The 26,194-nt window shown below is 68.7% G+C and carries 29 protein-coding genes; 10 read left to right on the forward strand and 19 right to left on the reverse strand.

Translation table 11 applies throughout. The features are described 5' to 3' along the window. Positions 1-448: 448 nt before the first annotated feature. Positions 449-964: an adenine phosphoribosyltransferase gene (locus ACOJUJ_RS23500; RefSeq protein WP_420129357.1), complete on the reverse strand. Its 516-nt coding sequence runs from the start codon at positions 962-964 to the stop codon at positions 449-451. 159 nt (positions 965-1,123) lie between these two features. On the opposite strand from ACOJUJ_RS23500, the gene apaG reads away from it, so the two are divergent. After that, positions 1,124-1,504 carry a Co2+/Mg2+ efflux protein ApaG gene (gene apaG, locus ACOJUJ_RS23505; protein WP_420129358.1) on the forward strand — a complete coding sequence of 127 codons (381 nt, stop codon included), beginning with the start codon at positions 1,124-1,126 and terminating at the stop codon, positions 1,502-1,504. Next, positions 1,504-2,004, forward strand: coding sequence for a hypothetical protein (locus ACOJUJ_RS23510; protein ID WP_420129359.1), 501 nt, complete (start codon positions 1,504-1,506; stop codon positions 2,002-2,004). Before apaG ends, ACOJUJ_RS23510 begins: the two co-directional genes overlap by 1 nt. Positions 2,005-2,352: 348 nt before the next feature. Here ACOJUJ_RS23510 and ACOJUJ_RS23515 read toward each other — a convergent pair whose 3' ends face one another. The 3 genes from ACOJUJ_RS23515 to ACOJUJ_RS23525 all read right to left on the reverse strand — a co-directional run bounded on the left by ACOJUJ_RS23515 (position 2,353) and on the right by ACOJUJ_RS23525 (position 4,739). Further along, the gene (locus ACOJUJ_RS23515) at positions 2,353-3,201 is read right to left on the reverse strand and encodes a pentapeptide repeat-containing protein (RefSeq protein WP_420129360.1); all 849 of its coding nucleotides are present in this window, start codon (positions 3,199-3,201) and stop codon (positions 2,353-2,355) included. Between the two features lie 528 nt (positions 3,202-3,729). Next, complete coding sequence (locus ACOJUJ_RS23520; protein WP_420129361.1) at positions 3,730-4,158, reverse strand: OsmC family peroxiredoxin; 429 nt, start codon at positions 4,156-4,158, stop codon at positions 3,730-3,732. A gap of 128 nt (positions 4,159-4,286) precedes the next feature. Further along, the gene (locus ACOJUJ_RS23525; protein ID WP_420129362.1) at positions 4,287-4,739 is read right to left on the reverse strand and encodes a hypothetical protein; all 453 of its coding nucleotides are present in this window, start codon (positions 4,737-4,739) and stop codon (positions 4,287-4,289) included. 232 nt (positions 4,740-4,971) lie between these two features. On the opposite strand from ACOJUJ_RS23525, the gene ACOJUJ_RS23530 reads away from it, so the two are divergent. After that, the gene (locus ACOJUJ_RS23530) at positions 4,972-6,267 is read left to right on the forward strand and encodes a tetratricopeptide repeat protein (protein ID WP_420129363.1); all 1,296 of its coding nucleotides are present in this window, start codon (positions 4,972-4,974) and stop codon (positions 6,265-6,267) included. A 25-nt stretch (positions 6,268-6,292) separates the two neighbouring features. Here ACOJUJ_RS23530 and ACOJUJ_RS23535 read toward each other — a convergent pair whose 3' ends face one another. Beyond that, complete coding sequence (locus ACOJUJ_RS23535) at positions 6,293-6,505, reverse strand: hypothetical protein (RefSeq protein WP_420129364.1); 213 nt, start codon at positions 6,503-6,505, stop codon at positions 6,293-6,295. Positions 6,506-6,613: 108 nt separating this feature from the next. On the opposite strand from ACOJUJ_RS23535, the gene ACOJUJ_RS23540 reads away from it, so the two are divergent. Continuing rightward, the gene (locus tag ACOJUJ_RS23540) at positions 6,614-7,444 is read left to right on the forward strand and encodes a helix-turn-helix domain-containing protein (protein WP_420129365.1); all 831 of its coding nucleotides are present in this window, start codon (positions 6,614-6,616) and stop codon (positions 7,442-7,444) included. 1,039 nt (positions 7,445-8,483) lie between these two features. Here the strand turns inward: ACOJUJ_RS23540 and ACOJUJ_RS23545 are convergent. Further along, positions 8,484-8,870, reverse strand: coding sequence for a hypothetical protein (locus ACOJUJ_RS23545; RefSeq protein WP_331124447.1), 387 nt, complete (start codon positions 8,868-8,870; stop codon positions 8,484-8,486). A gap of 1,033 nt (positions 8,871-9,903) precedes the next feature. Between ACOJUJ_RS23545 and ACOJUJ_RS23550 the strand changes: the two genes are divergently transcribed. From ACOJUJ_RS23550 to ACOJUJ_RS23565, 4 genes are all read left to right on the forward strand, one after another. Beyond that, the gene (locus ACOJUJ_RS23550; protein ID WP_420129366.1) at positions 9,904-10,098 is read left to right on the forward strand and encodes a hypothetical protein; all 195 of its coding nucleotides are present in this window, start codon (positions 9,904-9,906) and stop codon (positions 10,096-10,098) included. A 120-nt stretch (positions 10,099-10,218) separates the two neighbouring features. Next, positions 10,219-10,920 carry a thioredoxin domain-containing protein gene (locus ACOJUJ_RS23555; RefSeq protein WP_420129367.1) on the forward strand — a complete coding sequence of 234 codons (702 nt, stop codon included), beginning with the start codon at positions 10,219-10,221 and terminating at the stop codon, positions 10,918-10,920. A 37-nt stretch (positions 10,921-10,957) separates the two neighbouring features. Beyond that, positions 10,958-12,124 carry a hypothetical protein gene (locus ACOJUJ_RS23560; protein WP_420129368.1) on the forward strand — a complete coding sequence of 389 codons (1,167 nt, stop codon included), beginning with the start codon at positions 10,958-10,960 and terminating at the stop codon, positions 12,122-12,124. 2 nt (positions 12,125-12,126) lie between these two features. Next, positions 12,127-13,185 (forward strand): hypothetical protein, encoded by a 1,059-nt coding sequence (locus ACOJUJ_RS23565; RefSeq protein WP_420129369.1) that lies wholly within the window; start codon positions 12,127-12,129, stop codon positions 13,183-13,185. Positions 13,186-13,418: 233 nt separating this feature from the next. On the opposite strand, the gene ACOJUJ_RS23570 is transcribed toward ACOJUJ_RS23565, so the two are convergent. The 11 genes from ACOJUJ_RS23570 to ACOJUJ_RS23620 form a co-directional block, all read right to left on the reverse strand. Further along, positions 13,419-13,766 (reverse strand): TfoX/Sxy family protein, encoded by a 348-nt coding sequence (locus tag ACOJUJ_RS23570; RefSeq protein WP_420129370.1) that lies wholly within the window; start codon positions 13,764-13,766, stop codon positions 13,419-13,421. A gap of 17 nt (positions 13,767-13,783) precedes the next feature. Then, the gene (locus ACOJUJ_RS23575; RefSeq protein WP_420129371.1) at positions 13,784-14,335 is read right to left on the reverse strand and encodes a hypothetical protein; all 552 of its coding nucleotides are present in this window, start codon (positions 14,333-14,335) and stop codon (positions 13,784-13,786) included. 444 nt (positions 14,336-14,779) lie between these two features. Continuing rightward, entirely contained in the window at positions 14,780-15,145 is a 366-nt protein-coding gene (locus tag ACOJUJ_RS23580) for a hypothetical protein (protein ID WP_420129372.1), read from the reverse strand. A 74-nt stretch (positions 15,146-15,219) separates the two neighbouring features. Further along, positions 15,220-16,026 carry an SDR family oxidoreductase gene (locus ACOJUJ_RS23585; protein ID WP_420129373.1) on the reverse strand — a complete coding sequence of 269 codons (807 nt, stop codon included), beginning with the start codon at positions 16,024-16,026 and terminating at the stop codon, positions 15,220-15,222. A gap of 7 nt (positions 16,027-16,033) precedes the next feature. Beyond that, positions 16,034-16,516: a DUF2059 domain-containing protein gene (locus ACOJUJ_RS23590; RefSeq protein WP_420129374.1), complete on the reverse strand. Its 483-nt coding sequence runs from the start codon at positions 16,514-16,516 to the stop codon at positions 16,034-16,036. Positions 16,517-16,552: 36 nt separating this feature from the next. Beyond that, positions 16,553-17,137: a hypothetical protein gene (locus ACOJUJ_RS23595; RefSeq protein ID WP_420129375.1), complete on the reverse strand. Its 585-nt coding sequence runs from the start codon at positions 17,135-17,137 to the stop codon at positions 16,553-16,555. Between the two features lie 335 nt (positions 17,138-17,472). Next, positions 17,473-18,861, reverse strand: coding sequence for a hypothetical protein (locus ACOJUJ_RS23600; protein ID WP_420129376.1), 1,389 nt, complete (start codon positions 18,859-18,861; stop codon positions 17,473-17,475). 1,112 nt (positions 18,862-19,973) lie between these two features. Beyond that, complete coding sequence (locus ACOJUJ_RS23605; RefSeq protein WP_420129377.1) at positions 19,974-20,555, reverse strand: GNAT family N-acetyltransferase; 582 nt, start codon at positions 20,553-20,555, stop codon at positions 19,974-19,976. Positions 20,556-20,614: 59 nt separating this feature from the next. Next, entirely contained in the window at positions 20,615-21,052 is a 438-nt protein-coding gene (locus tag ACOJUJ_RS23610; protein WP_420129378.1) for a hypothetical protein, read from the reverse strand. 94 nt (positions 21,053-21,146) lie between these two features. Then, on the reverse strand, positions 21,147-21,380 hold the full coding sequence (locus ACOJUJ_RS23615; RefSeq protein WP_420129379.1) for a hypothetical protein: 234 nt from the start codon (positions 21,378-21,380) through the stop codon (positions 21,147-21,149). Beyond that, positions 21,377-21,805 carry a hypothetical protein gene (locus tag ACOJUJ_RS23620; protein ID WP_420129380.1) on the reverse strand — a complete coding sequence of 143 codons (429 nt, stop codon included), beginning with the start codon at positions 21,803-21,805 and terminating at the stop codon, positions 21,377-21,379. Before ACOJUJ_RS23620 ends, ACOJUJ_RS23615 begins: the two co-directional genes overlap by 4 nt. A 209-nt stretch (positions 21,806-22,014) precedes the next feature. Here ACOJUJ_RS23620 and ACOJUJ_RS23625 point away from each other — a divergent pair, with 209 nt between their 5' ends. Together ACOJUJ_RS23625 and ACOJUJ_RS23630 are read left to right on the forward strand one after the other, a co-directional pair. Continuing rightward, a complete protein-coding gene (locus ACOJUJ_RS23625) occupies positions 22,015-22,293 on the forward strand; it encodes an oxidative damage protection protein (protein ID WP_420129381.1) in 279 nt (92 codons plus the stop codon). Positions 22,294-22,320: 27 nt separating this feature from the next. Then, positions 22,321-23,577, forward strand: coding sequence for a tetratricopeptide repeat protein (locus tag ACOJUJ_RS23630; protein WP_420129382.1), 1,257 nt, complete (start codon positions 22,321-22,323; stop codon positions 23,575-23,577). Positions 23,578-23,744: 167 nt separating this feature from the next. On the opposite strand, the gene ACOJUJ_RS23635 is transcribed toward ACOJUJ_RS23630, so the two are convergent. Together ACOJUJ_RS23635 and ACOJUJ_RS23640 are read right to left on the reverse strand one after the other, a co-directional pair. After that, positions 23,745-24,839: a DUF1611 domain-containing protein gene (locus ACOJUJ_RS23635; protein ID WP_420129383.1), complete on the reverse strand. Its 1,095-nt coding sequence runs from the start codon at positions 24,837-24,839 to the stop codon at positions 23,745-23,747. 130 nt (positions 24,840-24,969) lie between these two features. Further along, a complete protein-coding gene (locus ACOJUJ_RS23640) occupies positions 24,970-26,157 on the reverse strand; it encodes an AI-2E family transporter (RefSeq protein WP_420129384.1) in 1,188 nt (395 codons plus the stop codon). Between the last annotated feature and the right edge of the window lie 37 nt (positions 26,158-26,194).

Below are 26,194 nucleotides of genomic sequence, written 5' to 3' on the forward strand. Positions count from 1 at the left end.
GAGCCCAAATGGGTGCACGGGAAGAAGCAGGTGGTGGAGCCCACGCGGAAGCTGAGCGCCACCGAACTGAAGCAGCGGGTTTGCAGCTACTATGCGTGCGACCTGCTGGACCCGCTTGCAAAGCAGGTCGCGTGAGATTGCACTAGAGCCTTCCAAACACCTGCGCGTCCGCAACCAGGATAGCGGCGGCACCTGTGCAGATCGAACCGCCCGATACCCGCGGCCACGGTCCACGCAGGTGGACTTCGCGCTTTCCCAGCGGCGAATTCATTCGTTCCTGGGGTGGACTCCCCGACTCGCCTGCGCGGACACGGTGGCACGGGAGTGTGCGACGTTCCAAACACCTGCGCGTCCGCGACGGTGTGCTTCTGTCGAGAACCAGGCGACTCGGCACCGGCCGACGGCACATCTTCGACCAACTCGCGATGCGCTCAGCTTCAATCGCCCGTCAGTACTCCAGCAGCGCGTGGACGGGGAGGTCGGGAAGCGCGGCGCGGCCGTTGAGAAAGGCGAGCTCGATAACGAACGCCACCTCGGCGATCTGGCCGCCCAGCTCGTGGATGAGCTGGGCGGCGGCGCGGGCGGTGCCGCCGGTGGCAAGCAGGTCATCCACCAGCAGCACGCGCTGGCCGGCGTCCACCGCGTCGCGGTGCATCTCCAGCGCGTTGGTGCCGTACTCCAGCGCGTACTCGCGGGTAATTCGATCCGCTGGCAGCTTTCCCAGCTTGCGGATGGGGACGAAGCCCACGCCCAGCGCCAGCGCCAGCGGCGCCCCGAAGATGAACCCGCGCGACTCGATCCCCGCCACCACGTCGATGCCCTGGCCGCGGTAGCGCCCGGCGAAGGCATCCACCACCTGCTTCAAGCCGGCGGGATCGCGCAGCAGCGGGGTCACGTCGCGGAACAGGATGCCCGGCATGGGAAAGTCCGGCACGTTGCGGATGAGCGACTTCAGGTGCTCCATCGGGGTATCCTCGGGGCGGGAAGCGGATCGATGGGAGTGCGCGGGACGCGGCCCCAATCTAGGCGCCGCCTGCGCGCCCGCAAACCGGCGGCGTTGACCGGCCGCGGCGCGGGGCGTATCCTCCCGGCGGACGCCACGCTCTTTTCCCGCTCCTGACCCATGCTCTTTCACCGCGTAACCGAGGGCATCCGCGTCACCGCGACGCCAGCCTACCTGCAGGCGCGCTCCGACGCGCGCGCGCCGCGGCACGTGTTCACGTATCGCATCCGCATCGAGAACGTGGGTGACGTCGCGGCCACGCTGCGCTGGCGGCACTGGTTCATCCACGATTCGGCGGCCGGCGACAGCGAGGTGCAGGGCGAGGGCGTGGTGGGCGAGCAGCCCACCCTGGCGCCCGGCGAGGTGCACGAGTACGAGAGCTTTTGCGTGCTGCAGGGGCTGGAAGGGCACATGGAGGGATACTACGTGATGGAGCGCCCCGACGGCTCCAGCTTTCGCGTGGACATCCCACGCTTTCTTCTTCGCGCGATGACGGAATGATGCGACGGCTCCCCCTGGTCCCCCTGGCGGCGCTGCTGCTGGCCGGCTGCGGCGGCGGCGCAACCGACAGCTCCGACCTGCCCCTGCGGCTCACGGTGCAGCCCACGGGCGACCTTGTGCCCGGCGACACCCTGCGGATGACGGCGTACCTGGTGAACCCGGGAAGCCAGCCGGTGCGGCTGGAGTTCGACAACCAGTGCCAGGTGGAGTTTTACGTGCAGGCGCCGGACAAGACGGTGCTGCACCCGCCCGGCGGCGGCACCTCGTGCATGGGCGGCCCCACGGCCATTGACCTGCCGGCGCGCGATTCGGTGCGCTTTACGGACACGTGGCTGGTCACGTCGACCTTCGCCAAAGAGCACACGGCCTACGCGGTGCTCTGGGAGCACCACGAGCCCAAAGGCGACGAGCGCGAGTACGAGGAGGGCCACCGCTCCAACATCGCCACCTTCCATCTGGCTACGGCCAGGGACTCGGCTCAAGCGGACACGAGCCGCTGATTTCGTGAGGCCGAGAGAGTGTTGCCAAACCTCACCTGCTCCCAATGAGGGCACACTGTCATCCTGAGGGCGCGCACGCCCGTAACCTTCATAACTACAAAAGCTTGCGCGCGACCGAAGGATCTTTGTCGGGTCGAGCGGGTCCCAGCCATCGCGAGCTGTTCAAGGCCCCCAGTCAGGCAGACAAGGTCCTTCGGTCGGCGCCAGGCATCTTTGTACAAGCAGGATGCAGAGCGGCGCCTTCCTCAGGATGACTGATCGGGTGGGACGCTGGCAAATACGCTCTGCGAAAGAGGCGCGGGGAGGAATCATCCTCTCCGCGCCTCGTTGCGTCTGCCTGAACTGCCGCTACAGCGCGCCGGCGGGGGCCATGCGCAGGTTGTGGCAGGTGGCCAGGTCGCAGCCGTCCAGATCGGCCCCGGTAAGGTCCGCGTCGCCCAGGTCGGCGCCGTTGAGCGTGGCGCCGCGCAGGCTGGCGCTGTTCAGCCGCGTGGCTTCCATGCTCGCTTCCGTAAGGTCGGCGCCGGAGAGGTCCGCGCGCTCCAGGTTGGCGCCCGACAGGTTGGCCCGCGACATCCGTGCACGCCCGAAGCGCGCTCCCACGGCGTGCGCGTTGGACAGGTCCACCGTTTCCAGCTCCGCGTCGGTGAAGTCGGCGCCGTCGGCGGTGGCGTGGCGCAGGTTGGCGCCGTCCAGGTTTGCCCGCTCCAGCCGCGCGCCGGTAAGATCGGCCTTGTGCAGCCCCGCCTCGCACAGGCGTGCGCCGGTGAGCGTGGCGCTGCGCAGGTTGGCGCGCGTGAGATTGGCGCCGGTGGCGTCTGCGTCCGTGAGGTTGGCGCCCTGCAGCACGGGCGGATGCATGGAGCCGGTGCGGGTGCCGTTGGCGTCGCGCAGGACGGCGCCGGCCAGGTTGGCGCCGGTAAAGTCCGTCTCCTGCAGGCAGGCGCCGGTCAGGTTGGCGCCCGACAGGTTGACCCCCGCCAGCTTTGCCCTGCCCAGCTCGGCGCCCGACAGGTCCGCGCCGGACAGGTCCAGGCCGGTGAGGTCTGCCCCGCCCAGGTTGGCCGCCGCGAGCGAACGCCCGTCCCGCCGCAGCCGCTCCTCTACCTGGACGCGCGACAGGGCGGGGGACGCGGACGCGGCGGTGGCTGCACCGCCCCCGTTGAACAGGCCGGAGATCTGGTCGAGCAAGGGCATGGGGCCTCCCGGGGTGAGCCGTGGGCGTGCCGCCGGGGACGGCGGCGGAAAGGCTCGGCGTGGCCGCGATCGCGGCGCTCCGCCGATCACGGGGAACGTTGCCGCACGCTTCGTTCCGTCAGGAAAATCCCCAGCTCCTCGTCAGGAAAACCCCTACCACGCGCGGTATCCTCCACCGCGCCGCAATCTGCTGATACACAACCCTTTGGCGCCGACCGAAGGACCTTGCCTGCAGAACCAGGAGCCTTGAACGGCTCCCGAGGCTGGCTCTGGTGCGACCCGAGAAAGATCCTTCGGTCGCGCGCAAACTTCTGTGGTCATGAGGGTTGCGGATGTGCGCTCCCTCAGGATGACACCGCGCTTCTGTGGGGACTTCCAAGGTTTTCGATACCCTTCCGAATGACAGTTTTGCCGGATTCGGTATTACCCGATCCTTGCCCGTTACGCTGCTTCAACTGCGACAAACGCGAAACCCCGCGCCAGGGGCGGCGCGGGGTTTCGGCGTATCATCAGCGAACCGGTGGTCCGCTACGACTCCAGCGTGGCCTGAAGCTGGATGTCGACGCTGGAAAGGGCCTTGGAGACGACGCAGTTCTTCTTGGTGTCCTCGGCGGCCTTCTGGAAGGTCGCGTCGTCCACGCCGGGGATCTGGGCGCGTACGGTCAGGCGCATGGTGGTGATCTTGAAGCCGTCTTCCACCTTTTCCACGGTGCACGCCGCGTCGGTGTGCACCCGCGTGGCCGGCGTGCCCGCCGCCTCGAGCCCCGCCGCCAGCGCCATGCTGAAGCACGCGGCCTCGGCCGCCGCCAGCAGCTCCTCGGGGTTGCTGCCGCCCGCGTCCGTAAAGCGCGAGCCGAACGAATAGCTCGCGTCGATGGCCCCGCTCTCGCCGCGGAAGCTTCCCGTGCCGCCCCGCAGCCCACCCTCCCACGTCGCGCTCGCCTTGCGTGTAGGCATCCGCCCCTCCCTGGTTCACCGTTCGCGCGGGCGGTTCCGGTTGATGCGCCCGCATCCCGTGAACCTACGCGCCGGGGCCGTCTCCGACCAGACGCCGCCGCGCCTTCCGGCGAGAGGACGATCGGCGGTCAGGCCTGCGCCACCTCGGCGGCGGCGGGGCGCGACGGCGGCACCTCGTCTTCGGGAAAGGCGCTGCCGTCGGCGGTTTTCTGGACGATCTCGGCCAGCCAGCCGGGGGCGGTCTCGGTGTGCATGGCGTACAGGTCCTGCAGGGTGCCCAGGAGCGTGTTTATGGAGTGCTCGCGCGTGTCGGGCGGCAGGTCGCGCACCAGCGAGCCCAGGGCGGCGGCAATGCCGTCGACGGTAAGGTCGGCGCCCAGGTTGTTGCGCTCGCGGTGCAGCCAGTCGAACAGCTTGCGCCGGCTCTTCTGGTACGGCATGCCGCCGGCCAGGAACTTGTCCAGGCCGCTGGGGCTCATCCCCACCTGCCGCGCGATCGCCCGCAGCGAGGTGGCCTGCACCCGGATGGTGACCGCCTCGCGCAGGCGGCTGATGGAGGTTTGCGGACGATCGGTGGTCATGGAGCCCTCGCGGCAGAATTTTCAGACAAAGTGGACGTGCGCACCTAGTCTACTTTGTCGCGTTTCGCCGCGCAAGGCCAGCGTTTGTGCGGATGATGGCGCAACGGGGGCGGTCTTGTTCGGGTGTAGACTGGCCGCCGAACGGCGCTTAGAATGAGCCGGAACGCTGGGGCTCGCCTCCGGCGCGATCATGACCACACTCATAACCCGACGCACTCCGACAGGAGGCCCCATGCGCGCTACCCCGCCCCGCCCAGGCTCCGTCCATCGCACCGCCGATTTTACGTCGCCGCTCACCGTTCCTGGCGGGGAGGTGGCGGGAACGGAGATTGTGCGCGAGCTGCCGCCGGAAGTGGCGCTGACGGTGTGGCAGGTGCTGCGTACCGTGCTGCTGTGGGCCGCCGAGATCCCCGCGCAGCGTGGCGACCTGTTTGAGCGAAGCGCCATGGAGCAGTGGGAGCGTGAGCTTCTTGAAGGCACGTTCGATCCCGAGGTGCGCTACCCGCTGGCGGTGATGGTGGGCGAGCTGGCGGCCCTGGAGGATGCCTCGCCCGAGGCGATGGCGCACGCCTGCCTGTGCGCGGCGGAGTGGGGCCTCGCGCACAAGGCGACACGCACCGCACTCGCCTTTACCGAAGCCGCCGCCCTGTGTCTTCCCGATCATCCGCGCTACGCGTGGATGGCGGGTCGCATGTTGAGGAAGCACGGCTACCGCAGGGAGGCGGAGCAGTGGATCAAGCGTTCCATTCGCGTGGCCGGCAGCAAGGGAGACTGGGAAACGCAGACGCTCGGCCTCAACAGCCTGGGAAACGTATTCTATGAGGCAGGCAAGTATCCCGAGTCCGTGCGCACACTCGAGGATGCTCTGCGCGCTTCGCGGAAGCACCGGCTCCGCGCGCGTGAAGGGGAGATCCTCCACGATCTTTTTGCCGTGACCGTGTGGGGGGGTGACATCTCCCGCGCCGAAGGGTTCGCCCAAGCTGCTTTCGAAATCTATCGCGACGGGCACCACCGTCTTCCTGCGCTGGCGCACGACGTAGCGGTGCTCTGGATCCGGCGAGGGCAGTTCGCCCGGGCGTTCAGCGTGCTCAAGGACCTTCCAGCATTCTTCGAGTTTCCGGAGGAGAGGATTCGAGTACTCGCCTCACTTGCCCGAAGCGCCGGCGCATGTGGCGACCGCGTGATCTTCCTCCATGCGTGCCACAATGCAGAATTACTGGCCATGGACGACTACATCAGCCTTCGATCCGCACCTGCACTAGTCGAGATCGGCCTTGGAGCGTGGGATCTCGGCGAATGGGAGACGGCGGAGCGAATCCTGGAAAGCGCGCTCCGCTTCGCGACGATCGCAGGCGAATCGGACGCTCGCCTGCAGGCGGAATCGGCTCTGATCGCAGTGCGCGATCGTACGTATCCGGAGAAAGAGCAGAACCCCGTAAACAGTCGCACCGCAATCGTTGACGACGCGCTGGCCACGGGGTTCCTGTCTTCGTTGCAAACGGCGGAATTTACCGCCGCAGGGGTCTAGCGACGAGGCTCGCGCGGGACCTTTCTCAATTTCCGGAGCCGAGAGTGTTCCCACCGCGGCTCGTCGTGTCGGCGCTCGCAGTGGTCTGGTTGCCCGAGCCGAGGGTGTTTCCCCCGTCCTCTGTGCCGCCGTCGAAGCTGGGGCGCGCGGCGCTCGCGGCGGGATCGGTGGGCGAGGCGGAGGAGCAGGCGCCGAGGACCAGGGCGGCGGCAAGGACGGAAAGGCGCAGCGACTTCATGGAATCATCTCCTGAGAACGGGATACGGGGCAGGGGTGCGGCCGTGCGAGGAATTTTGTCTACTTTGTCCATTGGTCAACGCGATACCTGTCGCAGATGACCGCCCTCATGGCGACATCACTGCCCGACGTATCGGCTAAACCGCGTCCAGTGCTTGCGATGGAGCCGGAGCTGGTGCCGGTATTCGAGACGGCAGGCGCACCGTTCAGCGTGACGGGGCACGTGCCGTGGACGGAACTGGATGCCTGGCTGCGGCGCGCCCCAGCCAGCACGGTGGTGGTGGTGAACCCGTACGCCGGCATCCGGGGCGACCGCTTTCCGCGGGTGCGCGACCTGCTGCGCGGCTTCCCCTCCGTCCCCGTGGTGGCGGCAATGGAACTGCGCCCGGAGATGGTGGGCGACGTGGCGCTGCTGCTGGAGTGGGGCGTGTCGGAGGTGGTGGCGCTGGGGACGGAGAGCACGCCGCGCGCGCTGGCCGCGCGGCTTCGGCAGGCGCACGTGCGGCCGCTCAAGCGCGCGCTGGAGGCGGCGCTGTCGCCGTACGCGGGCGCGGAGGCGCGGCAGATTCTGCTGGCGGCGGCGGAGGTGGCGGCGGAGGGCGGGCTGGCACCGGAGCTGGCGGCGCGGCTGGGGGTGACGGCGCGCACGCTGACGGTGCGCTGCGCGCGGGCGGACCTGCCGGCGCCGCGGCAGGTGCAGACCTGGCTGCGGGTGCTGCTCGCCTGCAAGCTGCTGGACGACCCGGCTCGCACCGTCTACGGCGCGGCGTACGCCAGCGGCTACCAGACGGAGCGCTCGCTGCGGCGCGCCATCACCACCTTCCTGGGCGTAGACAGCACCACGCTGCGCAAGGCCGGCGCGTTCGGCACGGCCGCCGCCGCGTTCAACGCCGCCCTGCGCGACGCGCGCGAGACGGCGCGGGAGCGGCGGAGGGTGTGAGGGTGTGAGGGTGAACGGGTGAACGGGTGAACGGGTGAACGGGTGAACGGGTGAACGGGTGAACGGGTGAACGGGTGCCGCGAGGCAGCAGGGGGCGTGGGAGACGCCCGGCACTGTCCTTCCGAAGGTGAGGGTGTTGCTTCCAGGAGGCGCGGTGTCATCCTGAGGGAGCGCACACCCGCAGCTTCAGCAACCACAGGAGTTTGCGCGCGACCGAAGGATCTTTGTCGGGTCGCGCGAAACCTAGCCCTCGGGAGCCGTTCAAGGCTCCTGGTTCTGCAGGCAAGGTCCTTCGGTCGGCGCTAAAGCGTTGTGTATCAGCAGATTGCGGAGCGGCGCCTCCCTCAGGATGACTGGGCGGGTCGAGGTTTTTCAACATCCTCTGAACGTCAGGGAGCGCACGCCTCGTAATTTTCGTAACCACAGAAGCCTGCCAGCGACCGAAGGATCTTTGTCGGGTCGCGCGGGACCCAGCCCTCGGGAGCCGTTCAAGGCTCCTGGTTCTGCAGGTAAGGTCCTTCGGTCGGCGCTAAAGCGTTGTGTATCAGCAGATTGCGGAGCGGCGCCTCCCTCAGGATAACTGGGCGGGTCGAGGTTTTTCAACATCCTCTGAACGTCAGGGAGCGCTCGCTCGTAGTTTTCGTAACCACAGAAGCCTGCGCGCGACCGAAGGATCTTTGTCGGGTCGCGCGAAACCCAGCCCTCGGGAGCCGTTCAAGGCTCCTGGTTCTGCAGGCAAGGTCCTTCGGTCGGCGCTAAAGCGTTGTGTATCAGCAGATTGCGGAGCGGTACCTCCCTCAGGATGACTGGGCGGGTCGAAGTTTTCAACATCCTCTGAGCGTCAGGGAGCGCTCGCTCGTAGCTTTCGTAACCACAGAAGCCTGCGCGCGACCGTCAGCCTGCGTCATCGGCGCCCTGTCGGAGCGCAGAATCGGGGAGGTCGTTCCGGTGTGGTGGGGCGGGGAAGCGGAAAGAGCCCGCCCGGCGGACGGCGCCGGGCAGGCTGTAACCTGTTCCGTTTCCCCGTACTGCGAGGGGATTACTCCGAGTACCAGCCCCGGACTTCGGCGATCCAGGCGGGCACCGGCGTCTGGCTGTCGACGCAGCGGCGCTCCAGCACGTCCACCAGCTCCAGCGTGGTCTCGCGCGCAAAGCCGGCGGCAAAGTGGCCCACCAGCAGCCGAAGCGCGTTGTTCGCCGCTTCGGGCGAGACTGCCTGCACCTGGCGCTGCGCCTCGCGCAGGTACCACGCGCGCAGCTTTCGCTCGGTCTTTACGTACGGCGCGGCGCCGTCAAGAAAGCCGCGCAGACCGGTCGGGCTCATGCCGATGTCGCGCGCGGCCTGGCGCAGCGACGTGGCGTCCATGAAGGTGCGTGCGGCCTCACGAAGGGTCTCGACGGAGGCGTCGTCTTTACGGGGCGGCATCCGTATCCGTTCCGTCCCGCCCGCGGGGGGCATTAGGGGTTGTCGTCAGGGGCCTGCGTTCAGGGCGATAGAGTAGAGCCATGCCCGCTCCTTCACAAGAGGAGCGGGCTATCTGCGCCACGCGTGTCCCCGAGTGGCCACCCCGAAGAAGGCTGTGTGGACGGCGTCCCGCACCCGGACGCCGCCACGGATCCGCCGTTCTTCGGCGCATGATCGCGACAATCCACGGGCGGGGCAACCACCGGGGGGCTCGCGCCCCGGTCCACGCATACCGTCGGATCACGGCAGATTGCCTCCACGCTCCCATCCTCCGGCGGGGGGCTCCGGCGTACGCAGGTCGAGTTCTGCTTCCCTGTCCGGGTACTCTCGATCCCTCAGGCACGAAGTCCGGAGGATGGAAACCCAGCACCCCTCCCCCCGCACCCCGGACCAACTCGGGCGAACCCCTGACCGCTCCCGCCGATCCAGGCTGCTGGAGACGCTCGATCGCACCAGAACGGTGCACCTTGCATCGAAAGGGTGCGATCGCTTACACTTTCATGTAAGTGGTCAAAGTGGTCTGACTGCAAGGGGCGCTTACGTTTAGCCGCTTGCTCACGAACGGGCCTATAACGGACTCACGTTTGCCGTAGCAAGGAGTTGCGCGGTCCCGTGGCGTCCTGAAATGGACGGCCGCATCGTGTAGTTTAAAGACCATTTTCCTTGAGGATTTTCCCATGAAAAAAGTGGCACGTCTTGTGAGCGGAGTTTCGGTGGGCGGCGCGATGCTGTCCCTGGGCCTTCTCGCTTCGCCCGCCCGGGCAAGCTCCCCCGGCGGGTTCTGCGACGAAACACCCAATTATGTCTGCTGCTGCTCGACGAACGCCGACGGGTCGATCATCGACTGCTCGTGCATGCCCAGAACAGTCCAGGTAACCTGACACGGGAGCCCGGGACCCTGTAGCGCCGGGGATCGCGCAATCCTTCCGGTGCTGCGGCTGGCGGCGCTGAATATCCGCCGGGCGCGCTCACGATCCAGACCTGGAGACCGATCATGAATCGAGTAACGCGGCTGGCCAGCGGAGTCCTTGTAGGCGGTGCCCTGCTTTCCTTCGCCCTTCCGGCGGCGCCCGCGGCGGCCGCCACCGGGGGCGGCTTTTGCGACGAGACGGCCAGCTTTGTCTGCTGCTGCACCACCAATGCGGACGGAACCATTCAGTCGTGCCTCTGCAAGCCCAGAGAGAGCTAAGGTACAGCCCACCTGACGCTCCCGGCGGACCGTGCGACAGCGGTGACCCGGAAAACGCGGCCGCGGCACGGCCACGAAGCCTTCGTGGCCGTGCCCGCCGATCCCTGAATGGAGGCAGACTTGAATCGGCCGATCCTTCGTCTCGACCCTTATTTTGTCGCCGGCGTGGTCGCGGTGCTGGTCTCGGGTCTTGCGTACCGGGCCCAGCTCCCCCGCGCCCAGGCCGAGCCGCTTCCGCTTTCCTCGCTTGTCAGCGGGTTCACCGCCGGTCTCGACGCTCTGGGGGCAGGGCGCTCGCTGGGCGCGCCCGGCGCCCCGGTGCAGGTGGTGGAGCTGTTCGACTACCAGTGCCCCGCGTGCGCCGTGGCGCACGATTCCGTCTGGCCGGGGCTGGCTCGCCGGATCGGCGCGGGCCAGGTGCGCTACACCGCGTACGACCTTCCCCTTCCCGGACACGGCAACGCGATCCCCGCCGCGGTGGTCGCCCATTGCGTGCTGGACGATGCGCCGGAGCGGTTTGCCCAGGTGCGCGGCCACCTGTTCCGCGCACAGGCCGCATGGTCCGAGGCGTACCCGGCCGAGCCCGCCCTGCTCGCCGTGGTCGCCGGCATGGGCGTGGATTCCGCGGCCGTACGTACCTGCGTGGACCAGACTGGCCCCGCGCGCGCCGCCGTGTATCGCCAGACCTGGACGGCCGCGCGCGCCGCGGGCGTAACCTTTACGCCGGCGTGGGCGGTGAACGGAAAGGTGGTCCCGTGGAACGCCCTGGAGGGGGCGGTCGCGGCCGCCCTGCGGACGGGGGGCTCCACCCACGGGCGGTGAACGCCTGCCCGCTTGCACTTCATCCCGCGCTTGTCTTATGAGAAATCCCATCACGTCCATTCTCGCCGCCACGCTGGCGGCGTCCGCCTGCGGCCGCGCGGCCGCCGAGGACTCCGCGTCGCCGGCGCCACGCTGGACCCTTTCCGAGCGGCCGGTGGTCGAGATTGGCGTCGCGGACGGCGACCCGCACTACCAGCTTTACAGGGTGTCGGCCGCGACGCGGCTTTCGGATGGCCGGATCGTCGTTCTCAACGAGGGAAACGCGTCGCTCGCCGCGTACGACTCCCGCGGCAGGTTCCTTTTCACGGCGGGGAGAAAGGGCCAGGGGCCGGGAGAGTTCGAGTCGCCGACCTGGCTGGGCCGGGTGGAGGGCGACACCCTGGCCGTCTGGGACCAGCGCCTGAAGCGGCTGTCGTTCTTCAGCGGCGAAGGCACCTACCGGCGCGCGGCGAACGTTCCGGACGCGGACGGCATGTTTCCCCGCGCCGTCGGCATCTTTGGCGACCGCAGCCTGGCGGTCGATCCCGGGCCGGACGTCTTTGCCATGATGCAGGGCGAGCGGGGGGTGCGGCGCGATTCCGTCACGCTGCAGCGATTTGCGGCGGACGGTTCTCGCGCCGGCGTGCTCGCGCGCTACGCGGGCAACGAGGTTCACGTCGCCGACCGGGAAACCGGCTTTGCCTGGAACGACGTTCCGTTCGCCCGGCAGGCGTATGTCGCCGTCGCGGGGGAACAGCTGTACGTGGGCGACAGCGGCTCGGGCCAGATCACGCTCTACTCGCCCGGCGGCGTTGCGTCGGCCACGCTGCGCAGTCCGATGGCACCCTGGCGCATCCAGGCGGCGGACGTGGCGCAGTACCGGGAGCGGCAGCTTGCCCAGATCGAGGACGCCGAGCGGCGGCGCGAGATGCAGGCCACCCTGGACGCCGCGCCCGTTCCTGAGCTGTCGCCCGCCTTTGGAGGCCTGGCGGTGGACCCGGACGGCAACGTCTGGGTGCAGGCGTATCCCCGCCCCGCCGAGGAGGCCGTGACCTGGGCCGTGCTGGGCCAGGATGGTGCGCAGCGCGCGGAGATCCGGGTCCCGCGCCCGTTGCGGGTGATGGAAGTGGGACGGGATTACCTGCTGGGGATCAGGACGGACGAGCTGGGCGTCGAGAAGGTGGAGATGTACACCGTCACGCGTGAAAGCGGGAGCGGATCATGAGGGTGTCTCGTCCGGCACGGCTGCTCGGTGCCCTTTCCTTTGCCCTCCTGGCGGGGGCGCCCGCCCAGGGGCAGACCGAGCTTCGCCGGGTGCGCGTGCTGGGCGCGCCGGGCGGCCCGGTAGACTTTCACCAGGTGCGCGCGGCGGCCTTCAGCGGCCGCGACCTGGTGGTGCTGAGCGCGGGTGCGCCGGCGCTGCACCTGTTCGAGAGCGGGCGCCAGCGGTCGTGGGGCGCGCGGGGGCGTGGGCCGGCCGAGCTGACGAGCCCGCAGAACGCGGTGTGGGCGGGAAACCGGATCCTGGTCCGAGACAGCGAGCTGCGGAAGATCGCCACGTACGACCGCTCCGGAGCCTTCGTGGGCTCGCGGCCCCTGCAGCAGGGAATGGCCGTCCGGCTGGAGATGGCGGGGCGCGACACCCTGGTGGAGCTGTTCGGGCAGCAGAGCCGCGTGGTCGTCCGGCTTCGCGGCACGCGCCAGGATACGGTGCTGCGGTACGAATCGTCCCCGGAAACGGTCCATCTTGCGGCGCCCGGGGCACCGTCGCTCACCCTCCCCGCGCCGTACGCCGCACAGCCCGTATGGACGCCTTTGCCGGGTGGGGGGATCGCCTACTGGAGCGGCCAGGAGGGCCACGTCCGCCTGCTGGATGCGTCCGGCCAGGTCACGGCCCGGCTGCCGTTGCCCACCACGCGGTACGCGGTCGCCGCGCCCGACCGCGAGGCCTGGTTCGCCGCCTCCATCCCCACCGAGATTCGGGGACAGCGCGTGTTTGAGCCGGTTCGCGAGCGGGCGCGCTCGCAGGTGCGGTTTCCTGCCCACTTTCCGGCCGTCCTTTCGCTCCGTGCCGATCCCGCGGGTGGCGTATGGGTGCTGCAGACGGGCTCGGCAGCCGGCCAGCGGTGGGTTCACCTCGCCCCCGGACGCCCGGCCACCCGGATCCAGCTGCCGCCGCGCCAGTCGCTGCTCGCGTTCGGCGAGCACGAAATCGCGGCGCTGGCGCGGGATGAAGACGACGCGGAGTCGATTCACGTGTACGCGCACCCCCTGCGCCGGCCCTGACACCCAGGTCCGACAACACCTGCCTGCCTCCGTGTGACAGGAAAAACGGGTCTTATACAGGGTCAGGATCGGGTGTGAACGTGAAACGCGCGCTTTGCGGATCCGGCTGAGCGACTGCCGCGGCGGGAGGGTGCCGGTGAGACGGACAATCGCCAGGGGAGCAGAGAGGACCACCGTTCTCTGCTCCCCTGGCTTTTCTCTGTCCAGGTGGAAGCGGCGATGCGGGATTGCGGCTACTTCTTTTTGCTGCTGCCCTTCCGCTTGCGGCGGGCCACGTCAATGGCGTTCTGGATCCACGGGCGCAGCGCGTCGGCGTCTTCCAGCAGGTCGGCGGAAAGCTCGTAGTACTGCATGGGCTGGTCGCCGCCGAACGGATAGAAGGGCCCCATCCCGGCCGCCTCGAAGTCGGGACGGTTTACGTCGTCAGTCTTGAGGTAGACGGTGTCGCCGGCCATCAGGGCGAAAAAGAAGCCGCTGGAGTACACGCCCACGCCGCCGAACATGGCGCGCGAGGTGATTGCCGGGGCCACGCGCCCCAGCTGCTCCAGCACGAACTCCCGATACTCGGCAGAGACGGCCATGGTGCGCTCCGGATGGGTCAGCCGCGGCCGCCGGGGCGGCTCCAGAAGTACGCGTAGTGGGTGCGCGGGTCCACGGCCAGGTAGCCGCGGTCCGGGCCCGCCGGAACCTCGTACACGTGCAGGTAGCCGCCCTGGGTGCCCGACAGCGTGCGCGAGCTGATGGGGAACCACTCCACCCATCCCGGCGCGGGCACCAGTACCTTCTCCACCTCGGCGTGCGGAAGCCGGCGCATCCCCCGGGTCATGGCCGGCACGTCCGCGTCCACGAAGGTAAAGCGGACGAACCGCTGCCCGGATTCGCGGTTGTTGCGCGAGTGGATCTCCGTCGCCGTCGCGGGGACGAAGCGCGGCACGTCGCCGCGCTCCACCGCCTGCGCGGTGACGGCTTCGGCGTGGGTGTTGAAGTACGTCTCTGGCTGCTGCACGCGCCGGAACGCGACCGGAATGGCGATCAGGATCGCCAGCACCACGGCCACCACCGCCAGCGTCTTGATGTTCTTGCGGCGGACCGCCGGATCGTACGGATCCGGCCCCGTCGCGGGCGGAAACTCTCTATCGTGCGCGTACATCAGGGTTCGTTATGCGTGTGGGTGCTTCGGCGCGGGTTGCCAGGGATCGGTCATCCTGAGGGAGCGCCGCGCCGGATTGTACGGCTACACCGCCGTTTGCGCGCGACCGAAGGACCTTCTCTCCGCCGTCGTTGGGCAGGCTACTGGGCATAGATCCAGCCCCTCGGCTCTGCCGGCAAGGTCCTTCGGTCGGCGCCCGGGCTTCATCGTTCGTCAGGTCCCGCGCGGCGCCTCCCTCAGGATGACGGTTCCTGTGGAAGGCGGGGCGAGCTTTTCGTCCGGATGCCCGTTGGCGGCACCAAGATACGCATCCGCCGCCCGTGCCGCGAGCAGGCACGAAAAAGCGCCGGCTGGATCACCCAGCCGGCGCCAACATCACCCTTTGACCCCCACACCCGTACACCCCCACCCTCACACCCGTTCACCCCCACACCCGTTCACCACCTACTCCGCCTCCTGCACCCGCGAGCAGTCATCCCGCTCCGGCGAGGGCGCACGGGCGTCCAGCAGCTCCGTGACGGCCAGGGCGCGGGGATATCCGCCCAGGTGGCCCCAGTGGCCCTCCGTGGTCAGGTCCACGCGCACGGTGACGAAGATCGTTCCCCAGTCGCCCTCCACGAGGTCGGCGTACGCGCCCATCATGGGCCCCGGGTTGTTGACCCACCACTTGCTCCGCTCGCCGCAGGGGCGAAACGACTGCTCCTCCCAGCCCACGGTGTAGTAGCCGGACACCACCCGCTCCTCCGACGCCGGCGCGGCGGAGGAGGAAAACAGCGAGAGGAGGGGAAGAAACAGGGCGCGCAGACGCATCTTTCTGTCATCCAACGGGTTGCCGTCATCGTCAGCACCCGGTTGGAGCCCCGGGCCGTCCGAATGGTTGCCCGTCATCGTCCGCGCTCGATGGTTTTGCGGGCGATGCGGTCCACCACGCCGGGTGCGATGAGCTTGATCCACTGGCCCACCTTCGCCCGCCCCGTCATCACCACCGACCGCCGCCGCGCCGCCGCCGCCGCGACGGTCTGCCGCGCGCACTCCTGGGGTGTCATGACCTCCGACTCGCGCACCGGGCTGGCCACCAGCGGCGTGCCGTCGGGCCCGTAGGCGCGCGTGCGGATCCCCGTGCTCACGAAGCCGGGGTAGATCATCGTCACGGTGACGCCCTCGTCCGCCAGCTCGATGCGCAGGGAGTCGAAGAAGCCCGACATGGCGTGCTTGCTGGCCGCGTAGCCGCTGCGCGTGGGCACGCCGGTTAGGCCGGTAAGGCTGCTGATGCCCACGATGCGGCCGCGGCTGCGCTTGAGGTGGGGGAGGGCGGCGTGCGTGCACCACACGCTCCCCATGTAGTTCACCCGCATCATGGTTTCGAACGGCACCAGGTCCGTCACCTCGTCCAGCCGCGCCCACATGCTCACGCCGGCGTTGTTGACCAGGGTGTCGATGCGGCCGAACTCCTCCACGGTACGGTCGATCAGGCGCCGGCACTGCGCCGCGTCGCCCACGTCGGTGGGGATGGCGACGGCGCGGCCGCCGCGGGCGCGGCAGTCGGCTGCGGCGGCCTCCAGCCTGGCGGTGTCGCGGGCGGCCAGGGCCAGCCAGGCGCCCTGCTCCGCCATCTGCAGCGCGATCTCGCGCCCAATGCCGTCGCTGGCGCCGGTGATGACCACCACGTTGTCGCGAAAGGGCTGGGCCATGGCGGGCTCAGCGCCTGGGCGTGGTGGTGGGCGCTTCCTCCTGCGCTTCGAGCACTTCGGTGATGCGCTGGACGAGCACCGGCATCACCGCCTGCAGCCGCTCCTGCACGATGCGCTGCGACTCGGCGGTGAGCTCGGGCAGCGTCTCGATCATCCGCTGGCCCAGCGGGGTGCGGTAAAAGGCGATCATCCCGCGGATCTCCTCCTCGGTGTAGAGGTCCGCGTACATCCGCGCCATGTCGGGCTGCAGCTCTTCGTAGGGAAAGTGCTGGTCCAGCACCTCGCGAACCGCCGCGCGCACCTCGGGCGTAAGCTCGCCCATCCCGCCCATCTCCATTCCGATCTCCATGCCGCGGATAAAGTTTTCGCGGCTGCGGCTCACCTCCAGCAGCTCGTTTGCCGCGGCCAGCTCGCCCGGCGTGGGCTCAGGCTGCGCCGCGGCCGGTGCGGCGGCCACCACCAGCGCCAGGATCATCAACCGAATCTTCATCGTACGGACTCCGGGAAAGGGTGTAGGGAAGGATGATCAGCCGCGGCGGCGCTCCAGCAACAGCAGCATCAGCAGGCTAAGCACGCCCAGCGCCTCGGCCTCGGTGCTCAGGTCGGCCATTTTTTCCACCGTGTACTTGCCCTCCCACAGGGCGGGCTGCTTGGTGGCCAGCAGCACCTCGGTGCCGTCTGCGCGGGTGACGGTGTAGGCGGGGTGGAACAGGTAGCCCGCGAACATCCCGATGACGGGGATTTCGCCCATCAGCGCGTCGGCCACCTTGGTCCACGGGTTCTTTTCGCGGATCAGCAGCACCACGTCCTCGCCCTGCATGACCTCGTAGTGCGCGCGCAGCAGCGACCGCGCGCCGCGCCGGCGCACGGCGCCAAACTCCACACCGTTGCTGGTGCTGAAGTTGTAGCGCGCGTTGAAGTCGATCACCCGGTCGGCCTGGATGTGGTAGATGGGCTGGGTCTGCCCCTCGTCGGCAAAGACGGTGATCTTTTCCTTGAGCTTGAACAGCTTTTGCTTGACGTACATGCGCAGCGACCCGGGGGCGTCGCGCACGTAGATCTGCGGCGCCATGGCCATGAGCTTGAACGAAAGCTGCAGCGGGTAATCCATCCGGCGCTCCTGAAGGTGCGGCTTGGGCTGACGTGGGGACTTCTGCGGCGGGATGAATGGTACGCGCGGGGAGGATGGGGACGCCAGAGTGAAGGTGAGCGGGTGAACGGGTGAACGGGTGTGAGGGTGTGAGGGTGTGAGGGTGTGAGGGTGTGAGGGTGTGAGGGTGTGAGGGTGTGAGGGTGTGAGGGTGTGAGGGTGTGCCGAGGGGGCAGCACGGGTTCAACCGCCGGCGTCGTCCTCGGTCTGGCGTGGATTCGCGTGCAGAAGAAAGGAACGGAGATGATGGCCATCTCCGTTCCTTGGCGTGAAACCGTCTTCTTCCGGACCCGGCGTCAGAGCCAGAAGCGGATGTAGTGCGGCGGCGAGGCGTTGCTGCCGGTCACGGCTTCGCGCATGCGCTCGTCGGATTGCGGGCGCGGCGACAGGCCCACGGTGATCACGTTTTCCCCACGCGGCAGGCCGGCTACGGGAATGTAGGCGATGATGCCGCGCAGCCCGGTGCCCGGCTGGGTGTAGAAGCGGAACTCCTGGCGCAGCGGCGCGCCGTTGAGCGTGACCGGCTGCAGCCGCATCCAGCAGTCCAGCACCGCCTTGACCTGCGCGGCCGGCGGCGGGTCGGCCACGTCCATGCGCACGCCGGCGCGCGACAGCGGCTCCACCCGCGGGCACTGCTCCGCGAACGACGCGCCGTGCCGGATAGGGGTGTAGGGGATGAATAGCTTGACGTACGGGTCGCGCACCACGTCCGACTGGATGGAGGGCGTGCGGTCGTACACGGCGCCCGGCTCGCGCTGGTTCTCGTAGTACGAGGCGCGCACGCCAAATTCGCCTGCCTCGTCGGGAAGGTACACGTGGTTGCTGGCCAGAACCACGCCCTGGCGAACGAAGATGTCCTTCATCATCGTGAAGCCGAACAGCACCGCCATAAGCGCGTAGATCATGGGGTAGCGCGCGGTCTTTCTGGCGTTGCTGAACAGCGTCATCAGCACCGTGCCGTACGCCGGCATGGCGCTTACGTAGTACGCCATCAGCGACATTCCGCGGATCACCTTCTCCATGCCGCTGCCCGGCGCGGCGCGCCCGCCGTACGCCCGGTCCAGCGCCCACGCCGTGAACGGTATGAACATGAAGACGGCCAGGAAGGCCGCGCAGATGATGCCGAAGTACTGCCCGCCCAGCAGCAGCCGCGAAATGCCGAACGCCAGCAGCATCACCGCGCCCAGCATGACCACCGAGTAGGCGAAGATCATCACCAGCGTGAACGCCAGCGGAAACAGGGTGCTGGCAAAGCGGTCCGCCGCGTCGATGCGGGGCTGCAGCCGGCCCAGTTTTTTCCTGTACACCTCGCCCACCACCCGCCCGTACGTCAGCTCCTCCCAGCGCACGCCCTGGGGAAACACCGTCTCCAGCCCGATCAGCCCCACCCAGTACGCCCGCGTGCACAGGTGCAGGATAAAGCATGAGATGAGCGTGTACAGGATGAGCTTTACATAGGTGTAAAGCATGAACACGCCAAAGTGGGCGCGCTCTCCCAGGTGCGTCTGCGCCCGGTCGAACAGCCCGTCCACTACGCCGGGCACCTGCAGCAGCGAGAACACCACGGCGCCGGAGATGAGCAGCTCCAGCTCCCACGGGCGAACCGCGGGCTCGTGCACCGAGGTTTCGGGATAGGTGATGATGGGCGCGGGCGGCGCGGGGGCGTCGGCTTGCTTGAGGTCCATCAGGGGACTGCCGGGGAAGGGATACGGACGATGTGGCGGCGTGGATAAAGGGCAAACACGCGTGTAAAGTCAAGGCCCCGCACGCGTTGCGCCGTCCCGGCGGCGCCGCTGGTCATCTGGCAGAGGGTGCTGCCAACCCTCACCCTGCTCTCAATGGGAACCCGGTGTCATCCTGAGGGAGCGCACACCCGTAACTTTCATAGCCACAGAAGCTTGCGCGCGACCGAAGGATCTTTGTCGGGTCGCACGAGTCCCAGCCCTCGGGAGCTGTTCAGTCCAGCAACAACCATCTGAGGACCTTGGGGTAGGGCAGGGTTTGAGGCGCTTCGGATAGAGATCCTTCGGTCGGCGCACGGGCTGCCGTGCGTCGCCGACGGTTCTGGGAGGCGCCTCTCTCAGGATGACAGGTGGGGGCCGGAAGGGACGGAGGGGGCAATGACAGAGGTGTTGCCAAACCTCGCCTGCTCCAAAGGGGAGCACACTGGTTCTGGGGGGCGCCTCTCTCAGGATGACAGGTGGGGGCCGGAAGGGGCAAAGGGGGCAGTGACAGGGTGTTGCCAAACCGCGCCTGCTCCAAAGGGAGCACACTGTCATCCTGAGGGAGCGCACGCCCGTAGCCTTCATAGCCACAGAAGCTTGCGCGTGACCGAAGGATCTTTGTCGGGTCGCGCGAGGCCCAGCCCCCAGGAGCTGTTCAGGTGCCTACGTCGCGCAGACAAGATTCTTCGATCGGCGCTAAACGCCTGCGCGAAAGTAGTTTGCGGAGCGGCGCCTCCCTCATGAAGTCGATTCTGTGGGCGGATGGGCAACACCCAGTGAGGAGCCTGGGGCAGGGCAGGGTTTGAGGCGCTTCGGATAGAGATCCTTCGGTCGGCGCACGGGCTGCCGTGCGTCGCCGAGGGTCCAGGGGGGCGCCTCTCTCAGGACGACAGGTGGGGGCCGGAAGGGGCGGAGGGGGCAGTGACAGGTGTTGCCAAACCTCGCCTGCTCCCAAAGGGAGCACACTGTCATCCTGCGGGAAGCGCACGCACTTAACTCTCATAGCCACGGAAGCTTGCGCGCGACCGAAGGATCTTTGTCGGGTCGCGCGAGGCCCAGCCCTCGGGAGCCGTTCAGGTGCCTGCCTGCAGGTCCCGGTACCAGAGCAGCTGCACCTCGTGCGGAAGGCCGGGATAGGCAAAGCGGTGGATGCCGCCCAGCACACACCCTTGCCGCGCGTAGAAGCGGCACGCGGGCAGGTTGACGTTCTGCGTCTCCACCGTCAGCTGGCCGCACCCGTGCGCGGCCGCCCACGCCGCCGCCGCCCGAAAGAGCGCGGCGCCCACGCCTCGGCCGCGCGCCTCCGGCGCCACGCGGATGTCCCAGAGCACGGCCAGGTCGCCGCGCCCCTCCAGCATGGTCACCTCCGGCGTATCGAACGCCACCGCCGCGCCGCCGATCAGCCGTCCGTCCACGCGCGCGCCCAGCAGCCCCCACCGGGAGAGGTCAAAGCGCTCCGCCCAGCGTGCGGGGCCGCCGCCGTCCGCGTCGTAGTCCTTTACGTACGGCTCGACGGCGCGCTCCGACAGCCAGAATCCGCCCATCCCGCCGTCGACCACCTCGAGCGCGAGAATGCGCCGCACCTCGAAGGCGATGGGGACGGCGGCGTACTCCGCGAGCGCGGACAGCGGCTCCTGGCGGACGTCGATCAGCATCTTCGCTTCCGGTGTTCAGGCGGCGGCCGCGGCTGGCCCGGCGATTGGGCGCGTGGAGATCAGCTTCCCTGCATCATCTCGTACACGGGGACGCCGTCGTCGCCCACCTCGTCGGTAAAGAAGAGGCCTTCGTAGTACGAGTGGTCCATCCCTTCTAGGCGCGGCGCGACCACGTTGTTGAGCTTCAGCAGCAGCTCGCGCGCGGTAAAGTGCGTGCCGGTGTCGCTGGCCAGCTCCGCCTCGAAGTCCGTGTACTCGTCGTCATCCGCCGACTCCATGCCGAAGTACCGCACGCGGACGCGCGGCACCGGCAGCACTACCTCGTCCGGATCCCACGTGTCCTCGCCCGTGATCTCCACGTGATAGGCGCGCACGCGGCGGTCGAACTCCGCGGGGTCGGAGAACGTCTCGCCCTTGAAAAAGCTCCAGACCACGGCCACCAGCACGGTGGTCGGGAACGGTCCCTCGTCGTTCGTATCGTCCGTACGGTCGGTCATGCGGCTCCCTTGTTTCAGTGCAGGCCCGGCTCAGCGCGATGCCGGGGCCGGGGTTTGCTGCCCATCCATTCACCTGTCGAAGCGGATGGAATCGTCACAGGATGCTCTCCGCCAGGATGGCCTCGATCGCCTCACCTTCGCGGACGCGGGCGCGGCCGCTGTTCATCGACCGGCGCTCCTCCATCGCGCCACTGGGCAGCCGCACGCGCACCCGCACCTGCGCGGCGTACGTCATCCCCGGGTTCCAGGTGGCGACGCGGCCGTCCTCGCTGATGCGCGCGGGGATCGGCCGCGGCTCCGGCGCCGGGCTGGATGGATGTTCGCTCACGGCTGCCGGTCTACCCAGGCGCGGGCCCGATGGTCCCGGCATCCAAAGCCGCGGATGTGGCGCCGGACCAGGGGATGATACTCAAAGGTCACGTACCACAGGGTGTACACGTGGTCGTCCCAATACAGGTCCAGGGTAACCGTGTTTTCGTGCGCGTTGGCGTGCACGCTGGAGATGCGCGGCTCGCCCAGCAGGCACGCCGCGCGGGCGTTCACCATCCGCTGCACGTGCTGCACCGCTTCGGCCAGCAGCGCGTGGAGCTCCGGCAGTACGCGCGCGGCAAAGGCCAGCGACGAGGGATGCGGCGCGTCCGCCCAGTCCGGCACGGTGACGGAAAAGTCCTCCCCCTGGACGCCGGCCTCCCAGGGCGGCCACTCCTCGTAGCCGTCGTGCCGCCGAAACCGGTCCGGCGAAGGCATCTCCATGGCGCTGGCGGCTGAAGGGTGAAGCAGACGCAAGGATGACGGGCGGCCCGGTGTGACATCATGAAGCCGACATCGCCCCCGCGCAACGAATCGGCGAAGCACTCCCGCACTCCCGAACTTCCATTGGACGCAGACTTGCCGCAGACATTAGATTCGGTCGCGGTCCGCGGCAGGCGGGCCCCTTCAATCATCCACAAGGATTTCAACCGATGGCCGACGTCACCTGCGCGCGCTGCGGACAGACCCGGGCCGGGCTGCCGTACGCGCCGTTCAACAACGACCTGGGCAAGCGCATCCAGTCAGACATCTGCAACGTATGCTGGCAGGAGTGGCTCAAGCACCAGACCATGCTCATCAACCACAACGGCCTTAACGTGCGCGACGCCGAAGCCAAGGCCTTTCTGTACGAGCAGACCGAACGGTTCCTGTTTGGCACCGGCGAGGCCGACCAGGTGGACACCAGCAAGCAGGGCACCATCCAGTGGTAGCCTGACCCCGACGCCCGCGTCCCCATCATGATCGCTCGTTCATTTCCGCTGTTCCTGGCGGCCGCGGCCCTGTGCGCCGCGCCGCCTGCCCGCGCCCAGACGCTGCATCAGGCGCTTGCGATCTACTTTGAGAACGACGTCGAGGGGGCGCTGCCGATCTTCGAGGCGCTGTCGGCCAGCCGCCCGGACGATCCGGACCTGCGCACCTGGCTGGGCGACGCGCTCATGCGGCTGGACGAAACGGACGCCGCGCTCGAGCAAGGGCGCGCGGCGCTGCGGGTGCGCCCCTGCCACTCGGGCGCGCACAACCTGCTGGCGGCGGTCTACATCCGCCATCTGTACATGGAACCGGGCGGGCTGGATTCCATGTGGACGCACGCGAGCCGCGCGGTGGAATGCGAGCCGAACGACGGCAACGTCTGGCTCAACTACTGGATGGCGGGCATCATGCGGCGCGACACCGCGGCCCCGTTGCGTGCCCAGCGGCGGCTGAAGGAGCTGGATTTCTTTACCGGGCCGGTGATGGAGCGCGCGCGCTGGATGCTGCGCTCCGCGCCGCCGGGCGCCGTGCTGGTGGCCAACGGCGACACGGACTTTTTTCCCATGGGCATCGTCCAGGCGGTGGAAGGGCTGCGGCCGGACGTGGAGCTGGTGCAGCGGGTGATGCTGGAGTTTCCGTGGTACGTGCGCCGGGTGTCGGCGCGCACGGGGCTGCCCATGCCCGCGCAGGTGCAGGGGCTGGGGGACGACGAGTGGGAACCGGCGGTCTCAGACCAGCCGCTGCCGGAGGCGGCGGGCGCGGCGTGGGCGGCCGCGACCCTGGCGGGGAGCGCGCGCCCGCTGGTGCTCACGGCGACCTCGGGCGTGGAGTGGGTGCAGGGTGCGGCGGCGGTGCGGCCCGACGGCGGTGTCTACACGCTGCACCCGCTGGCCGCGCGTGGCGAAACGGGCTTCGCGGCGCCGCACATCGGCGTGCTGGCCGCGGCGATGCGCCAGATCGACGTGGAGCGGCTGAACGGGCCGCAGGCCAGTCCCGCGGACCGCAGCCCCGTTCGCTGGACCGAGGCCCACCCCGCGGACGTGGTGATGTGGATGGCGACGTACCTGGCCGCCGTCCGCTACGATGCAGGCGACGACGGAGGCGCCCGCGAGGTGCTCGTGGTGGCGGAGCGGATCCTGGCCACCGGCGGCGTTTCCGAAGGCACGGCGGCCATGTACGCCCAGTTGCGCGCCCTCATGGGACCCCCCGAGCTGGAGCTTCCCCCCGAGCTGGAGATTCCGTAGCCGCGCCGGCCCGTACTCACGTCGGACTACGGGAAACAGAGGTCAGGGTACAGAGGAACCGACAACAGCCAGAGGAACAGAGTAGGGAATGCGGATCACCTCTGTTCCTCTGGCGGTTCCCGGTCCCTCTGTACCTTCCGATGTTGCTTTTCCGGATGGCCAGTCTTTCACTGACTTGCGGCCACCCCCTCGCGCTTTGCCGCCGCGCCCCGTAGGATCGCCTCCGCCAGCGGCTCCGCGCCAAAGCGGACGGGGTCGGTGGTCGGCAGGCCGGTGACCTGCTGGATGCGGGCGATCTCGGCGCGGGCGGCGTCCTCGTCCATGTCGAAGGTCACCAGGGAGATGCCGATCACCTTCGAGGGGCGCAGCGGGGCGATGGCGCTTTCGCAGAGGGCGATCATCTCTTCCACCGAGGGAAGCGGCATCCAGCTGTACGCGCTGCCTCCGCCGTACGGGCACTGGCGGGTGGGCTGATGGCACAGGATCATGGCGTCCGGCATGGACCCGTGCAGCAGGCCCAGCGTTACGCCGGAGTAGCCGGGGTGGACGAGCGAGCCCTGTCCCTCCACCAGCACCACGTCGTTCCCCTCGGCCGCGCGCAGCACCAGCCGCTCCGCCGCCCCGCCAATGAAGTCGGCCACCACGGCGTCCACCGCGATCCCCCATCCCTCGATCAGGATCCCCGTCTGCCCCGTGGCCGCAAAGCCCACCTTGGTCCCCCGGTCCGTCAGCGCGTCGCGGATGCGCAGCCCCGCCGTCATCTTGCCGATGTTGCAGTCCGTGCCCACGGTCAGCACCGAATAGGCGTCGATCAGCCGCGCCTTGCCCTGGCTTACCGGCAGGTCCGCGGGCGGCTTGCGCAGGTCGTGGATGCGTACACCGCGCTCCGCCGCCAGCGGCCCCAGCTCCGCGTCGTCGCCCAGGTGCAGGTGCAGCCCGCTCACCAGGTGCAGCCCGCCGGCGATGGCCGCGCGCAGCATGGGCCGCCACGACTCCGGCAGCCACCCTCCCTGCGTGGCGATGCCCACGAGCAGCGCCGTGGGCCCCAGCCGCAGCGCCTCCTCCACCGTTCCCACGATGGGGATGGCGCCGCCAAAGCCCAGTACGTCCTGCACGGTGCGCCCGGCGTGCGTGGAATCCAGCACGCACACCACGCGGTCGGGGATAAAGCGGACGGCGCTGTTGGCCGTCTTGCTGGTCAGCGGTCCGAACTGCCCTTCGGCGACGACGACGTAGCGGTAGGTGGAGAGGTCGTGGTTCATCGGAACGCGGGTACGAAGGTACGGGGTGCGAAGGTGCGGTACGAAAGTACGAAAGTACGAGAGTACGGAACAGAAGCGAGCCGAACTCCGTCGTTCCGTACCCTCGTACCCTCGTACCTTCGTACCTCTTCTACCTCGGAGCCGCCCCGGCTTCTTCCAGCACGGCGGGAATGCTCACCCCGGCGGTGCCCAGGCGCAGAGTGCCTTCGGGGAGGCGGATCTCCGAAGGCGTGTCGCGCACGAAGCGGCGGAAGCCCTTGCCCTCCAGCAGGCGGTGCACGTAGATGCGCCGCGTGATCACCATCACCGTCGCCAGCACGGGGACGGCGACCAGAAGGCCCACGGCGCCCAGCAACTCCGCCATCACCAGCACGCTCAGAATGCTGAGCACCGGCGGCAGGTGCACCCGGCGCTCCATGATGAGCGGATGGACGAAGTTGGCCTCGATCAGGTGCACCACCAGCCCCAGCAGCACCACCAAAAAGGCGTGCCACACGCCCCCGCTCCCCAGCACGAACAGGGCGGGGAGGAGCGTGGAGATCAGCGTGCCGAAGAAGGGGACCATCACCAGCACGCCCGTGAACACGCCGAACGCAAGCGCAAAGGGCACGTCCAGGATCTCCAGGCCGATCCAGGTAAGCACGCCCAGAAAGACCATCGCCAGCATCTGCCCGCCGATCCACGCGCGCAGCGAGCGGGCCAGGTCCGCCAGGATGTCGCGCACCAGCTCCCGGTGCACCGGCGGCGCCAGCGAAACGATGCCGTCGCGGTACACCTCCGGCCGCAGCGCCATGTAGATCCCCATCACCAGCACGCTGATGCCGTTGATGAGAAAGTGCAGCGTGTCGAAGACCACGGGGAACAGGCCGGCCGCGTACTGCCCCGCGTTTTGCGCCAGCCCGGACAGCTGCTCCGACAGGCGCTCCGGCGGCAGCACGGCCGCCAGCAGCGGATACTCCGCCGTAAGCTCGCGCAGGCTGGCCATCCACACCTGGATCTGCCCGGGAAGCGCCGTGATCAGCGCCTGCGTCTGCCGCGCCACGGGGGGCAGCACCAGCCACCCCACCGCCGTCACCCCGATCGACGTGATCACCAGCGCCGCCAGCAGGCCGGCCACGCGGGGCACGCGGTGGCGCTCCTGCAGGTAGTCGATCACCGCGCCCAGGTACAGCGCGAACAGCGCGGCGATGAACAGCAGCAGCAGCACCTCCGCCACGCTGTACACAAACCACAGCAGCAGCACCGCGAACACCGCCGCGGTAAGCACCGCGAACGGCGAGGGGCGGGTGGGCTGCTGCGCGTTCTCTCGGCCGGTCATCAGGTTCCGGATGGCAATGAACCGCGGGTCCGGCGTG

The sequence above is a fragment of the Longimicrobium sp. genome (genome assembly GCF_048594345.1).
GTDB lineage: Bacteria > Gemmatimonadota > Gemmatimonadetes > Longimicrobiales > Longimicrobiaceae > Longimicrobium.